This is a genomic window from Roseateles sp. P4_D2 (assembly GCF_056401875.1).
The window spans coordinates 234069-248107 of record NZ_JBFUIM010000011.1 but is presented as its reverse complement, the minus strand read 5'-3'; the positions used below and the strand labels follow the sequence as shown (position 1 = coordinate 248107).

Sequence of the window (14039 nt, the reverse complement as noted above, 5' to 3'; positions counted from 1 at the left end):
ACGCTGCCGACCAAGACAAGTCCCTGCCTCCCGACGCCGACGCCGAAGCGCCTGCCGCGCCCAAGCGGCGCCGCACGACGGCCAAGGCACCCGCCGAGACCGCCCCCGAGGCCGACGCGCCCGTGGCAGTGAAGCGCACCCGCCGCAAGGCCGCTGAGGCGGTGGTGGAGGAGGCAGCGCCTGCGCCCGAGGCAGCGCCCGCCGACGAGGCGCCTGCGCCGGCCCGCAAGCGCGCGCCGCGCAAGGCCGCCGCAGCTGAGGAGGCTGCGCCGCCCGTCGCCGCAGAGGCGCCCGCGCCTGTCGCGGTGCCCATCTTCACGTTGGCGGAAGAGGCGCCGGCCACGCCGGCCGCGGCGAGTGGTCAGGCGGATGACGAAGGGAGTGACGGCGAGGCGGGTGAAGACGGCGAGCGTGGCGGCCGAGGCCGCAACCGTCGCCGCAACCGCAAGGACCGTGCGGAGCGTCAGGATGCCCCGGTCGCGGGCGGGGATGAACTGCCCGGCGCGGTCGTGGCGCCCGAACTTGTCGAGGCCGCGGGGGCGCGGTTCGCCGATGTGCTGTCGGGCAATCTGGACGCCGAATCCGAAGGGCCGGTGGGTGAGCCGCCGCAACTGCGGCCCGAGGCTGACGAAGCGGTGGAGGAGGGCGTTGAGGGCGAAGCCAAGCGCGTGTTGGCGCCGGATGCCGATGCCCCCAAGCTGCAGAAGGTGCTGGCCCAGGCCGGCATCGGCTCGCGCCGCGACATCGAGGAATGGATTGCCGAGGGCAAGATCGAGGTGAACGGCGAGGTCGCCCATGTCGGCCAGCGCATCTCCTTCGGCGACCGGGTGCGCGTCAATGGCAAGGAGGTGCGCGTGCGCATCTCGCCGCCAAACCCGCGCATCCTGGCCTATCACAAGCCCACGGGCGAGGTGTCCACGTTCAACGATCCGGAAGGCCGCCCGACGGTGTTCCGCTCGCTGCCGCGCGTGCAGGGCCAGAAATGGCAGTCCGTCGGCCGCCTGGACATCAACACCGAAGGCCTGCTGCTGTTCACCAATTCCGGCGAACTGGCCAACCAACTGATGCATCCGCGCTTCGGCGTGGAGCGTGAGTACGCGGCCCGGGTGCTGGGGGCGCTGAGCGACGAGCAGCGCGCCAAGCTTCTCGAAGGCGTCAACGTCGAGGGCCAGGTGGCCTCCTTCAAGAGCATCGAGGACGGTGGCGGCGAAGGCGCCAACCGCTGGTATCGCGTCGTCATCACCGAGGGCCGCAACCGCGAAGTGCGCAAGCTCTTCGAGGCTGTCGGCATGGTCGTCAGCCGCCTGATCCGCATCCGTTACGGCACCGTCGTGCTGCCGCGGGGCTTGAAACGCGGCGTCTGGGTGGAACTGGGCGATGACGACGTGCGCGTCATCCGCCGCCTGGCCGGCCATACCTCCAACAGTGGCCAGGGCCAGAACTTCGGGCAAGGGCAGGGCAAGAGCCAGCCGCAACAGCAGCAGGGCCAAGGCAACAAGAACGATCGCAACAAGCGCCGCAACGACGAGCGCCACAGCGGCAGTGGCGGCCCGCGCCCGAGCCGCCCGCCCGAGGCGCCGCAGCCTCAGCAGGCCCGTCCGCCGCGCGAGGAGCGCGCCCCGCGCCGTGACGATGAGGAGGATGACGGCTTCATTCCGCATCACGTCAACCCGCTGGAGCAGACCTTCGACCGCCGCCATGCGACGAGCGGCAAGCGCGGCCTGCCTCAGGGCTTTGGCGCTGGCGGCAGCCAGCAGGACAACAGGCAAGGCAAGGGCGGTGGCAACAAGGGCAATGGCCCGCGTGAACCCGATCCGATGCAGACCTCGGTGGGCTATATCGGCGGTGACGCCTTCCTGCGCCGCGGCGGTGGCGGCGGGGGTGGCCGCGGTGGCAAGGGCGGCGGTGGTGGCGGTGGCGGTGGCGGTGGTCGCTCCGGCGGTGGCTACGGCGGACGTCGCTGAAACCGGGCAGGCGATACAACTAGGGTCATCCCTGCCCGCTACAATCACAGGCTTTGTCCAATACAGCCCTTCAGGAGAACTCCATGGCGATCGAAACCACCCTGTCCATCATCAAGCCCGATGCCGTGGCGAAGAACGTCATCGGCCAGATCTACGCCCGTTTTGAAGGCGCCGGCCTGAAGATCGTGGCTGCCAAGATGGTGCACCTGTCGCGCGTCGAAGCTGAACAGTTCTACGCCGTCCACAAGGCCCGCCCCTTCTTCAACGACCTGGTCAGCTTCATGATCTCCGGCCCGGTCATGATCCAGGCCCTGCAAGGCGAAGGCGCCATCCTGAAGAACCGTGACCTGATGGGCGCCACCGACCCCAAGAAGGCCGAGAAGGGCACCATCCGCGCCGACTTCGCCGACAGCATCGACGCCAACGCCGTGCACGGCTCCGACGCCGCCGAAACGGCCGCTGTCGAAGTGGCCTTCTTCTTCCCCGGCATGAACGTCTACGCCGGTCGCTGATCAAGCCCACCCCTACCGGCTGACGCCGGCCCCTCAAGGGGCACTGCTAGCGGCCTGGCAAAGCCAGTTCCGCTGCAGTCGCTAAGTAAGACACTAGCCGGCGACGGTGGGGCGCTTGGAGGTTTGCAATGGATACGGTCAACCTGCTCGGATTCGATCTCCCAGGCCTGGCCGCCTACTGCGAGCAACTGGGCGAAAAGAAATTCCGTGCGACCCAGCTGTTCCGCTGGGTCCACCAGAAGGGCGCGTCGGACTTCGACCAGATGTCCGACCTCGCCAAGTCCCTGCGCGAGAAGCTGAAGGGCCGTGCCCACATCGCGGCGCTGCCTGTCATTTCCGAACATGTCTCGACGGATGGCACCATCAAGTGGCTGTTCGATGTCGGTGCCGGCAATGCCGTCGAGGCCGTCTTCATCCCTGAGGACGATCGCGGCACGCTGTGCATCTCCAGCCAGGCCGGCTGCGCGGTAGGCTGCCGCTTCTGCTCGACGGGCCATCAGGGCTTCAGCCGCAACCTGACGACCGCCGAGATCACGGCCCAGCTCTGGTCTGCCGAGCACAACCTGCGCAAACGCCTCAACACGACGGAGCGGGTGATCTCCAACGTCGTCATGATGGGCATGGGCGAGCCGCTGCAGAACTATGACCAGCTCGTGCCGGCGCTCAAGACCATGCTGGACGACCATGGCTATGGCCTGAGCCGCCGCCGCGTCACCGTGTCGACTTCGGGCGTCGTGCCCATGATCGACCGGTTGCGCGAGGACTGCCCGGTGGCCATGGCCGTCAGCCTGCACGCGCCGACCGATCCGCTGCGCGACCAGCTCGTGCCGCTGAACAAGAAATACCCCATCGCCGAGTTGCTGGACGCCTGCAACCGCTACCTCGAGAAGGCGCCGCGCGACTTCATCACCTTCGAGTACTGCATGTTGCAGGAGGTGAACGATTCGCCCGAGCAGGCCCATGAGCTGGTGCGGCTGTTGAAGCACAAGGTCAACTGCAAGATCAACCTGATCCCCTTCAACCCCTTCCCGGCCTCGGGCCTCACGCGCAGCACGAATGCGCGCGTGCAGGCCTTTGCCGAGGTGCTGATCCAGGCAGGTATCGTGACGACGGTGCGCAAGACGCGCGGCGACGACATCGACGCCGCCTGCGGCCAGCTGGCCGGCGAGGTGCAGGACCGCACCCGCGCGCATATCCGCATGGTCAGGGCACCCGTCACGGTGGCCAAATCCACCTGATGCCCCCTGGTGCCACCTTCGAGGAATTGATGAAGCGACTGTTGATCGTTCTGGCCACCGCCCTCCTTGCTGCCTGCGCCGGTACCACCGCGCCCAGCGCCGACCGCGAGATCAAGACCGACTCGGACCAGACCGACGGCGACCGCCGCGCCGCGATCCGGCTCGAACTGGCCCAGGGCTATTTCTCGCGCGGCCAGTTCAACACGGCCCTGGACGAGCTCAAGATGGCGCTGCAGCTCAAGCCCGACATGCGTGAAGCCGTCAACCTGCGCGGCCTCATCTACGCCGCCATGGGCGAGCACCAGCTTGCTGAGGAGGCCTTCCGCCGCGCCCTGGTCGTCTATCCCAACGATCCCGACACGCTGCACAACTACGGCTGGTTCATGTGCCAGCAGCAGCGCTGGCCGACGGCGGACTCACTGTTCGACCAGGCCCTGGCCCAGTCCACTTATCGCGCGCCGGCCCGCACCCTGCTCGCCAAGGGCGTCTGCGAGGCCCGTTCGGGCCGCATGCTGGTCGCCGAGAAGACGCTGGCGCGCGCCTTCGAGCTGGACCCCGGCAGCCCGGCCGTCGCCATGAATCTGTCCGATGTGCTGTTTCGCAACCGCGAGCTGGAGCGTGCCCGTTTCTATGTGAAGCGTGTCAACAGTCAGCCCGAGCAGGTCAATGCCCAGAGCCTGTGGCTGCAGTTGCGCATCGAGCGCAAGCTCGGCAACAGCGGCACGGTGGACGATCTGGCCATGCAAATGCGCCGCAAATACCCCCAGGCCCCGGAGACCCAGTCCCTGGACGCCGGCCGTTACGACGAATAAGCCGTGACTGCGGCGCACAGCAAGAACGAGACGATGGAACCCACCACCGAGGGACTCGCCAGCCAGGCCGCCACCGCGGGCGCCTGGCTCAGGAACGCGCGCCAGCAGCGCGGCCTGCACATCGCCGCCCTGGCGGTCATGCTCAAGGTGCCGCAGGCCAAGCTCGAGGCCCTGGAGGCCGACCGTTTCGACGAGCTGCCCGACGCCACCTTTGCCCGCGCGCTGGCCACGGCCATGTGCCGGGCGCTCAAGGTGGACCCGGCACCGGTGCTGGTGATGCTGCCGCGCACGCGCGATCGCGAGTTCGACGTGCGCCCTGGGCTCAACCAGCCCTTCCGTGAGCGCGGTGCCGGCCCCATTGATGGCGGCGTGCTGGGCCTGGCGGCGCGGCCCGTCGTCTGGGGGCCGTTGCTGTTGCTGATCGCCGCAGCGGCCATCTACTGGATCCCAGCGGGCTGGTTGCCTGAACGCGGCGCCAGCGTGGTGGCTCCAGCGGCGTCCGGCACCGTTGTCACGGCGAGCGCGCCGATCGTCGAATTCGTGCCCGCACCCGCCGCCTCCGAACCAGCAACGACGTTGCCAGAACCCGTGGCATCTGCGCCGCTGCAGGTGCGTGATGTTGCACCGCCGCCCGCCGCCATGCCCGCCTCTGCGCCGCCGGTGAAGGCGACGGTCACCGCTTCGCCCGGCAGCGCGCTGCGCGTGACGGCGACGGCCGATACGTGGATCGAGGTTGCCGACGCCAAGGGCCAGCCGCTGCTGTCGCGGGTGCTGCGTGCGGGCGAACAGCAGGAGTTCACGGGCGCCGCGCCCTACAAGCTGCGCATTGGCAATGTGCGCGGCACCCAGGTCGAATGGCGCGGTGCCGCCGTCGACCTGGCGCCGCTAGCCAAGGACAACATCGCTCGACTGGAGTTGAAATGATGAGCGAATGGATCATCCCCGAGGCCGCACCTGCGCCGCGCAGGAGCCGCCAGGCCCGCGTGGTCTGGGGCAGCCGTGTCGTCACGGTCGGCGGCGACGCACCGGTGCGCGTGCAGTCCATGACCAACACCGACACGGTGGACGCCATCGGCACGGCCATCCAGGTCAAGGAGCTGGCGATTGCCGGCTCGGAGATGGTGCGCATCACCGTCAACACGCCCGAGGCGGCCGACGCCGTGCCCTACATCCGCGAGCAGCTCGATCGCATGGGCATCGACGTGCCGCTGGTGGGCGACTTCCACTACAACGGCCACCGCCTGCTGACCGAGCATCCGGCCATGGCCCAGGCCCTGTCCAAGTACCGCATCAACCCCGGCAATGTGGGCAAGGGCGACAAGAAGGACCGCCAGTTCGCCATGATGGTCGAGGCCGCAGCCAAGTACGACAAGGTCGTGCGCATCGGCGTCAACTGGGGCAGCCTGGACCAGGAGCTGCTCGCGCAGTTCATGGACGAGAACGCCAAGCGTGCCCAGCCCTGGGACGCCAAGCCGGTCATGTACCAGGCTCTCGTCGAATCGGCGCTGACGTCGGCCGCCTATGCCGCCGAGCTGGGCCTGAACCCCGACAACATCATCATCAGCTGCAAGGTCAGCGGCGTGCAGGACCTGATCTCGGTCTACCGCGAGCTGGCCCGCCGCTGCGACTACGCGCTGCACCTGGGCCTGACCGAAGCCGGCATGGGCACCAAGGGCACGGTCGCTTCCTCGGTCGCGCTGGGCATCCTGGCCCAGGAAGGCATCGGCGACACCATCCGCGTCAGCCTCACGCCCCAGCCGGGCGAGTCGCGTACCCAGGAAGTGGTCGTGGCGCTCGAGATCCTGCAGGCCCTGGGCCTGCGCCACTTCAACCCGAGCGTCACCGCCTGCCCGGGCTGCGGCCGCACGACCAGCACGACCTTCCAGGAACTGGCCAAGCAGATCGACGACTTCCTGCGCCTGCAGATGCCGGTCTGGCGCAACAAATACCCGGGTGTCGAGGAGATGAAGGTGGCCGTCATGGGCTGCATCGTCAACGGTCCCGGCGAGAGCAAGCATGCCGACATCGGCATCAGCCTGCCCGGCACCGGCGAGGCCCCGGCGGCGCCCGTCTTCATCGACGGCGAGAAGGCGCTGACCCTGCGCGGCGACAACATTGCGGCCGAGTTCCACGCGCTGGTCGAAAACTACATCGAGAAGCGCTTCGGCGCCACAGCCACGGCCTGAACCCGGATTCCATGAGCGAGACCAAGAAGTTGCAGCCGCTGCAAGCGGTGAAGGGCATGAACGACATCCTGCCGCCGGAATCGGCGCGCTGGGAGTGGCTGGAGGCCAAGATGCGCAGCGTGCTGCAGCGCTATGGCTACCAGAACGTGCGCGTGCCCATCGTCGAGCCCACGGCGCTGTTCGTGCGCGGCATCGGCGAGGTGACCGACATCGTCGAGAAGGAGATGTACGCCTTCGAGGACCGCGCCGACAAGCATGGCCAGGCCGAGCACCTGGCCTTGCGCCCCGAGGGCACGGCGGGCGTTGTGCGCGCCATGGTCGAGCACAGCTATCTGCGCGACAGCCCGCGTCGCCTGTACTACATCGGCCCGATGTTCCGCCGCGAGAAGCCGCAGAAGGGCCGTTACCGCCAGTTCCACCAGATGGGCATCGAGGCGCTCGGTTTTGCCGGCCCGGACGTGGACGCCGAGGTCATCCTGCTGGCCCGCACTCTGTGGCGCGAACTGGGCCTCATCGAAGGCCAGGACGTGACGCTGGAGATCAACTGCCTGGGCCAGCCCGACGAGCGCCGCGCCCACCGCGAGGCCTTGATCAGCTACCTCGAGCAGCACCAGGACGTGCTGGACGAGGAAGCCAAGCGCCGCATGTACGCCAACCCGCTGCGCGTGCTGGACACCAAGAACCCCGCCATGCAGGCCATGGCCGAGAGTGCGCCCCAGTTGCTGGACTTCCTGGGCCCCGAATCCCAAGCCCACTTCGACGGTGTGCGTGCACTGCTGGACTCGGTGGGCCTGGCCTACCGCATCAACCCCCGTCTGGTGCGCGGGCTGGACTACTACAACCTCACCGTGTTCGAGTGGGTCACCGACAAGCTCGGCGCCCAGGGCACGATCTGCGCCGGCGGCCGCTATGACGGCCTGGTGGAGCAGTTGGGCGGCAAGCCCACGCCAGCCGTGGGCTTCGGCATGGGCATGGAGCGCCTGCTGCTGCTGCTGGAGACGCTGGGCCTGCAGTCGCCCACGCTCGTTCCTGACGTCTACGCCGTCGTGCCCGACCCGGCCGAGTTGCCCCGCATCCTGCCCACGCTGGAAGCGCTGCGCGCGGCCGGTGTGGCCGTGCAGATGCACGCCGGTGGCGGCTCGTTCACGTCGCAGTTCAAGAAGGCCGACCGCTCGGGCGCGCGCTTCGTGCTGGTGTTCGGTGCCGACGAACTGGCCCGTGACGAGGTGAGCGTCAAGGCGCTGCGCGACGGTGGCGAACAGCACAGCCGGCCGCTCGCCGACGTGGCCTCCTGGGCCGCCGACCTCCTCCCCGCATAATCCCGGGCCTCCCGAGACCCTTTCCTGAAGTTTTCCCATGGCTGCCCATCTCGACCTCGAAGAACAAGAACAACTCGAACAACTCAAAGCGTTCTGGAAGCGCTGGGGCAACCTCATCACCTGGGTGCTGACCGCCGTCCTGGCCGCCTTTGCCGCCTGGCAAGGCTGGAACTGGTATCAGCGCGACCAAGCTGCCAAGGCCGCCGCGATGTACGACGAATTCGACCGCGCCCTGGCCGCCCAGGACGTCGACAAGGCCGCCATCGCCGCGGGCGACCTGAAAGCCCGTTACGGCGGCACAGGTTATGCGGCCCAGGCCGGGTTGCAGGTTGCCAAGCTGCAGCTGGACAAGGGCAAGGCCGACGACGCCAAACAGAGCCTGACCTGGGTGGCCGAGCAGGGCGCCGAGGGCGGCCCCTACCGCGACGTGGCCCGCCTGCGTCTGGCCGGCCTGCAGCTCGACGCCAAGGCCTATGACGAAGCCGGCAAGACGCTGGACGCGATCAAGACGACCGAATTCGCCGCCCTGGTGGCTGACCGCCGTGGCGACCTGCTGCTGTTGCAGGACAAGCGCGACGCCGCCAAGGCCGAGTACCAGAAGGCCCTGGCTGGCCTGGAGAAGACCCAGGACTACCGCCGCATCGTCGAGGCCAAGCTGGCGACGCTGGGTGTGCCGACCGCCGTCGAAGCCGCCGGAGCCGCGCAATGAGGCGGGTTGCCCTGATCTCGCTGCTGGCGGCTTCGCTGACCGGCTGTTCCACGATCAGCTCGACGTGGACCTCCTGGTTCGGCAGCGAGAAGGACAAGCCGGCTGCGCTGGAGACCCTGTCCGGCCCGGCCAGCGGCCGCATCGTCTGGAGCGCCAAGGGCGACAACATCGGCTTCCCGCTCAGCATCGCGACGCCTGGTGACCGCTTCGTCGTCGCCAGCAGCGATGGCAGCGTGCGCGCGCTGGCCGCCGTCGATGGCCGCGAGCTTTGGCGCGGCGATGTGGGCGCCAAGCTGTCGGCCGGGATCGGCAGCGATGGCCGCTTTGCCGCTGTCGTCAACCGTGACAACGAACTGGTCGTGCTGGACAACGGCAAGGTGGCCTGGAAGAAGGCCCTGCCGACGCCCGTCGTCGCTGCGCCCTTGGTGGCTGGCGAGCGTGTCTTCACGCTGACGCTGGACCGCCAAGTGCTGGCCTTCGACGCGCTGGATGGCCGCAAGATCTGGGAGCTGAAGCGCCCCGGCGAGCCGCTGACGCTGGCCAAGGCCGGTGTGCTGCTGGCCTACAAGGACACACTGGTGGTCGGCCAAGGCCCGCGCCTGGCCGGTGTCGACCCGGTCAAGGGCCAGTTGCGCTGGGAAGCCAGCGTGGCCACGCCGCGTGGCACGAATGAAGTCGAGCGCCTGGCCGACCTGGTTGGCCCGGCTGTGCGCCAGGGCGAGGTGATCTGCGCGCGCGCTTTCCAGTCCTCGGTGGGTTGCGTGAACGCCGAGCGCGGCAGCGCGCTGTGGAACCGCGTCGTCGGTGGCACCAACGGCATCGGCGCTGACGCCCAGGTCGTCGTCGCCGGCGACGCCTCCGACCGCCTGTCGGCCTGGAAGCTGGCCAACGGCGACCTCGCCTGGTCGGCGGACCAGTTCCAGCGCCGCAAGCTGTCCGAACCCGTTGTGACGGCCAAGCAGGTGCTGATCGGCGACTTCGAGGGCCAGGTCCATCTGATCGACCGCGACACCGGCAAGACGCGCTCACGCCTGGCCACCGACGGCTCGCCGGTCGTCACGATCGCGCTGCAGGGCGACACGGCCCTCGTTGCGACCAAGAGCGGCGGCCTGTTCGCGATCACCGCCGAATGAAACCTGTCATTGCCCTGGTCGGCCGCCCCAATGTGGGCAAGTCGACGCTGTTCAACCGCCTGACCAAGTCGCGCGACGCCATCGTGGCCGACTTCGCCGGCCTGACGCGCGACCGCCACTACGGCGACGGCCGCATGGGCGACCGCGAGTTCATCTGCATCGACACCGGCGGCTTCGAGCCCGACAGCAGCACCGGCATCGTCAAGGAGATGGCCAAGCAGACCAAGCAGGCCGTGGCCGAGGCCGATGCGGTCATCTTCGTCGTCGATATCCGCCTGGGTTTGTCGGCGCACGACAGCGACATTGCGCGCTATCTGCGCAGCGTCAACAAGCGCGTGCATCTGGCCGTCAACAAGGCCGAGGGCATGAGCGAATCGCCTTTGCTGGCCGAGTTCCATGAGCTCGGCATGGGCGAACCGCATCCGATCTCGTCGGCCCATGGCCAGGGCATCCGCAGCCTGCTGGACGCGGTGCTGGAGCCCTTCGAGGACGCCACCGAGGAATTCGGTGCCGGGCCGCAGCAGGACGGCGTCATCCGCCTGGCCGTGGCCGGCCGGCCCAACGTCGGCAAGAGCACGCTGATCAACACCTGGCTGGGCGAAGAGCGCCTCGTCGCCTTCGACATGCCGGGCACGACCCGCGACGCGATCTCGGTCGATTTCGAGCGCAACGGCCAGAAATTCAAGCTCATCGACACGGCCGGCCTGCGCCGCAAGGGCAAGGTCTTCGAGGCCATCGAGAAGTTCTCGGTCGTCAAGACGCTTCAGGCGATTGCCGACGCGCACGTCGTGCTGCTGCTGCTGGACGCGACCCAGGGCGTGACCGACCAGGATGCCCACATCGCCGGCTACATCCTCGACAGCGGCCGTGCGGTGGTGCTTGCGCTCAACAAGTGGGACGCCGTCGACAGCTACCAGCGTGAGACGCTGCAGCGCCAGATCGAGCAGCGTCTGACCTTCCTGAAGTTCGCGCCGATGCACAACATCTCGGCGCTGAAGCGCCAGGGCCTGTCGGCGGTCTGGAATTCGCTGGCCGACGCCTACGCCTCGGCCTACCGCAAGATGACGACGCCGGTGCTGACCCGCCTCATCCAGGAAGCCACGGAGCATCAGCAGCCCAAGCGCTCGGGGGTTTCGCGCCCCAAGATGCGCTATGCCCACCAAGGCGGCCAGAACCCGCCCATCGTCGTCATCCACGGCAATGCGCTGGACGGTGTCACCGAGGTCTACAAGCGCTATCTGGAAGGCCGCATCCGCGCGCACTACAAGCTGGTCGGAACGCCGCTGAAGATCGAGCTGCGTTCTTCGAAGAATCCCTTCGACGAAAAGACCTAGGCTGACCTCTGGAGGGCCTGAGACGCTGTGTTAAGGTCTTACCCGTAGTCCCCCATCCCCCCGAATAACTCGGAGCATACCGATGAGCAACAAAGGCCAACTTTTGCAGGACCCCTTTTTGAACCTGCTCCGCAAAGAGCATGTGCCCGTTTCGATCTACCTCGTGAACGGCATCAAGCTCCAAGGCCACATCGAATCGTTTGACCAGTACGTCGTCCTGCTGCGCAACACTGTGACGCAGATGGTCTACAAGCACGCGATCTCGACTGTCGTGCCGGGCCGTGCGGTCAACTTCCACGCCGGCGACGCTCCCGCGGACGCCTGATCCCCACCCCTTGTCCTCGACCTCTGCCCACGACGCGACGCCGCCCTCCGAGGCGGCGCGCGCCATTCTTGTGGGTGTCGATTTCGGTCGTCACCGCAACGCCCAGGGTTTTGACGAGAGCCTGGATGAACTGGCCCTGCTGGCGGAATCCGCCGGTGACACGCCCGTCGCCAAGGTCATCGCCCGCCGCCCGGCGCCTGACGCCGCCCTGTTCGTCGGCTCCGGCAAGGCCGACGAGATCAAGCTGCTCGTGCTGGCCCACCAGGCCCACACGGTGCTGTTCGATCAGGCCATTTCGCCGGCCCAGCAGCGCAACCTGGAGCGCGTGCTCGGCGTGCCCGTCGCCGACCGCACCGCGCTGATTCTCGAGATCTTTGCCGCCCGTGCGCAAAGCCACGAGGGCAAGCTGCAGGTCGAACTCGCGCGCCTGCAATACCTGGCCACGCGCCTGGTGCGGCGCTGGAGCCACCTGGAGCGCCAGAGTGGTGGCATCGGCATGCGCGGCGGCCCCGGCGAGGCTCAGATCGAGCTGGACCGCCGCATGATCGACGAGCGTATCAAGAAGACCAAGGAACGCCTGAAGCAGGTGCAGCGCCAGCGCGGCACGCAGCGCAAGGCGCGCTCGCGCAATGGCGTCTTCAAGGTTTCGCTGGTCGGCTACACGAACGCCGGCAAGAGCACGCTGTTCAACGCGCTGACCAAGGCGCGCGCCTATGCGGCCAACCAGCTGTTCGCGACGCTGGACACGACGACGCGCTCCCTCTACCTGGAGCAGGCCGCGGCCAGCGTCTCGCTGTCTGACACCGTGGGCTTCATCCGCGACCTGCCGCACAAGCTCGTCGAGGCCTTTCGCGCCACGCTGCAGGAGGCGGCCGACGCCGACCTACTGCTGCATGTCGTTGATGCCGCCAGCCCGGTGCTGGAGGAACAGATGGCGGAGGTCGAGCGCGTGCTGGCCGAGATTGGTGCGGCCGACGTGCCGCAGATCCTGGTTTACAACAAGCAGGATCTGCTGCCCGGCGATCAGCGCCCGCGCGAGATCGTCGACGCCGTGCTGCGCGCCAATGGCAGTACCGAGCCGACGCCGCGAGTCTTCGTCAGCGCCCTGGATGGCAGCGGACTTGCCGAGTTGCGCCAGCTGATTGCGACCGCCATGCAGGTCCAGCCCTTGATTCCCGACGAACGGGACCCACGTTTCGACACTGATTCGTCGGATCCCGAAACTTCTTCCTCAGACCCCTCCCAGGCATGAGCAGCACTCCTCACACCACGCCCCGCAGCACCTGGGCCCAGCGTCTGATGACGCCGGTCGCCCGTGCCGCGAGCCGGTTGCTGAACAACGGCCGCAACGACGGCCCGCCCGATCTCGATGAGCTCTGGCGCGAATTCAATCGCAAGCTCTCGGGCATGTTCGGTGGCAAGTCCAGCGGGCCATCCGGCCCCAGCGGCTCCGGTGGCTCGCCCGACATGAAGGGCGCCGGTATTGGCCTGAGCCTCATCGCCGGCGTTGTCGTTTTGGGCTGGCTGGCCAGCGGCTTCTTCATCGTGCAGGAAGGCCAGCAGGGCGTCATCACTTCCTTCGGCAAGTACAGCAAGACGGTCGAAGCTGGTTTCCAGTGGCGCCTGCCCTATCCCTTCCAGGCGCATGAGATCCAGCCGGTCTCGCAGCTGCGCCAGGTCGAGGTTGGGCGCAGTTCGGTCGTCGCCGCCACCGGCCTGCGCGACTCGTCCATGCTGACGCAGGACGAGAACATCGTCGATATCCGCTTCACGGTGCAGTTCACCATCCGTGACCTGCGCGACTTCCTGTTCGAGAACCGTGACCCCGAGCAGGCCGTGCTGCTGGCCGCAGAGTCGGCGGTGCGCGAGATCGTCGGCAAGAGCACGATGGATTCGGTGCTCTATGAGCAGCGCGACGCCATCGCCGCTGACCTGGTCAAGTCCATCCAGGTCCAGCTGGATCGCCTCAAGGCCGGCATCCAGGTCGTCAACGTCAATGTGCAGAGCGTGCAGCCGCCCGAGCAGGTGCAGGCGGCGTTTGACGACGTGCAGAAGGCCAATGCCAACCGTGAGCAGTTGAAGAACGAGGCCCAGGCTTACGCGAACGACAAGATCCCGAGTGCGCGAGGCGATGCCGCCCGGCTGCGCGAGCAGGCCGAGGGCTACAAGGCCCGTGTCATCGCAACGGCGGAGGGCGATGCGGCGCGCTTCAAGAGCGTGCTGACCGAGTACCAGAAGGCGCCCCAGGTCACGCGCGACCGCCTCTACATCGACGCGATGCAGCAGGTCTACACCAACGTCAGCAAGGTGATGGTGGACAGCAAGAGCGGCTCCAACCTGCTCTACCTGCCGCTGGACAAGCTGCTGCAGCAAGGCAGCAGCGGCACCGTGACCGTGTCGGCACCGCAGCCGACCACCGTGCCCGAGCCGCAGACGCTGCCCAGTGCCAACGACCTGCGCAGCCGTGACAACCAGCGCAGCCGCGACGGCCGCTGATCGAGGACCAT

At 67.8% G+C, this 14039-nt stretch carries 13 protein-coding genes; all 13 read left to right on the top strand.

What is annotated here, in order from left to right; translation table 11 throughout:
• On the top strand, positions 1-1964 hold a 1964-nt coding region (locus AC1DW0_RS20560; protein WP_477947646.1), incomplete at its 5' end, for a pseudouridine synthase.
• 83 nt (positions 1965-2047) lie between these two features.
• Positions 2048-2476 (top strand): nucleoside-diphosphate kinase, encoded by a 429-nt coding sequence (gene ndk, locus AC1DW0_RS20555; RefSeq protein ID WP_056198178.1) that lies wholly within the window; start codon positions 2048-2050, stop codon positions 2474-2476.
• 128 nt (positions 2477-2604) lie between these two features.
• The gene (gene rlmN, locus AC1DW0_RS20550) at positions 2605-3714 is read left to right on the top strand and encodes a dual-specificity RNA methyltransferase RlmN (RefSeq protein WP_477947643.1); all 1110 of its coding nucleotides are present in this window, start codon (positions 2605-2607) and stop codon (positions 3712-3714) included.
• A 29-nt stretch (positions 3715-3743) separates the two neighbouring features.
• Positions 3744-4526, top strand: a complete 783-nt coding sequence (gene pilW, locus AC1DW0_RS20545) for a type IV pilus biogenesis/stability protein PilW (RefSeq protein WP_457391783.1) — start codon at positions 3744-3746, stop codon at positions 4524-4526.
• Positions 4527-4559: 33 nt separating this feature from the next.
• The gene (locus tag AC1DW0_RS20540) at positions 4560-5450 is read left to right on the top strand and encodes a helix-turn-helix domain-containing protein (RefSeq protein WP_477947637.1); all 891 of its coding nucleotides are present in this window, start codon (positions 4560-4562) and stop codon (positions 5448-5450) included.
• On the top strand, positions 5450-6712 hold the full coding sequence (ispG, locus tag AC1DW0_RS20535) for a flavodoxin-dependent (E)-4-hydroxy-3-methylbut-2-enyl-diphosphate synthase (protein WP_457443357.1): 1263 nt from the start codon (positions 5450-5452) through the stop codon (positions 6710-6712). Before AC1DW0_RS20540 ends, ispG begins: the two co-directional genes overlap by 1 nt.
• An 11-nt stretch (positions 6713-6723) precedes the next feature.
• A complete protein-coding gene (gene hisS / locus AC1DW0_RS20530) occupies positions 6724-8031 on the top strand; it encodes a histidine--tRNA ligase (protein ID WP_477947634.1) in 1308 nt (435 codons plus the stop codon).
• Positions 8032-8068: 37 nt separating this feature from the next.
• The gene (locus tag AC1DW0_RS20525) at positions 8069-8740 is read left to right on the top strand and encodes a YfgM family protein (RefSeq protein WP_457349687.1); all 672 of its coding nucleotides are present in this window, start codon (positions 8069-8071) and stop codon (positions 8738-8740) included.
• Positions 8737-9873 carry an outer membrane protein assembly factor BamB gene (gene bamB, locus AC1DW0_RS20520; protein ID WP_477947633.1) on the top strand — a complete coding sequence of 379 codons (1137 nt, stop codon included), beginning with the start codon at positions 8737-8739 and terminating at the stop codon, positions 9871-9873. Before AC1DW0_RS20525 ends, bamB begins: the two co-directional genes overlap by 4 nt.
• A complete protein-coding gene (gene der, locus AC1DW0_RS20515; protein WP_056198165.1) occupies positions 9870-11207 on the top strand; it encodes a ribosome biogenesis GTPase Der in 1338 nt (445 codons plus the stop codon). The genes bamB and der overlap by 4 nt, the downstream gene beginning before the upstream one ends.
• An 82-nt stretch (positions 11208-11289) precedes the next feature.
• Positions 11290-11532 (top strand): RNA chaperone Hfq, encoded by a 243-nt coding sequence (gene hfq / locus AC1DW0_RS20510; RefSeq protein ID WP_056198163.1) that lies wholly within the window; start codon positions 11290-11292, stop codon positions 11530-11532.
• Between the two features lie 10 nt (positions 11533-11542).
• Positions 11543-12784 (top strand): GTPase HflX, encoded by a 1242-nt coding sequence (hflX, locus tag AC1DW0_RS20505; RefSeq protein WP_235531995.1) that lies wholly within the window; start codon positions 11543-11545, stop codon positions 12782-12784.
• A complete protein-coding gene (gene hflK / locus AC1DW0_RS20500) occupies positions 12781-14028 on the top strand; it encodes an FtsH protease activity modulator HflK (protein WP_157281646.1) in 1248 nt (415 codons plus the stop codon). The genes hflX and hflK overlap by 4 nt, the downstream gene beginning before the upstream one ends.
• The last annotated feature ends 11 nt before the right edge of the window (positions 14029-14039 follow it).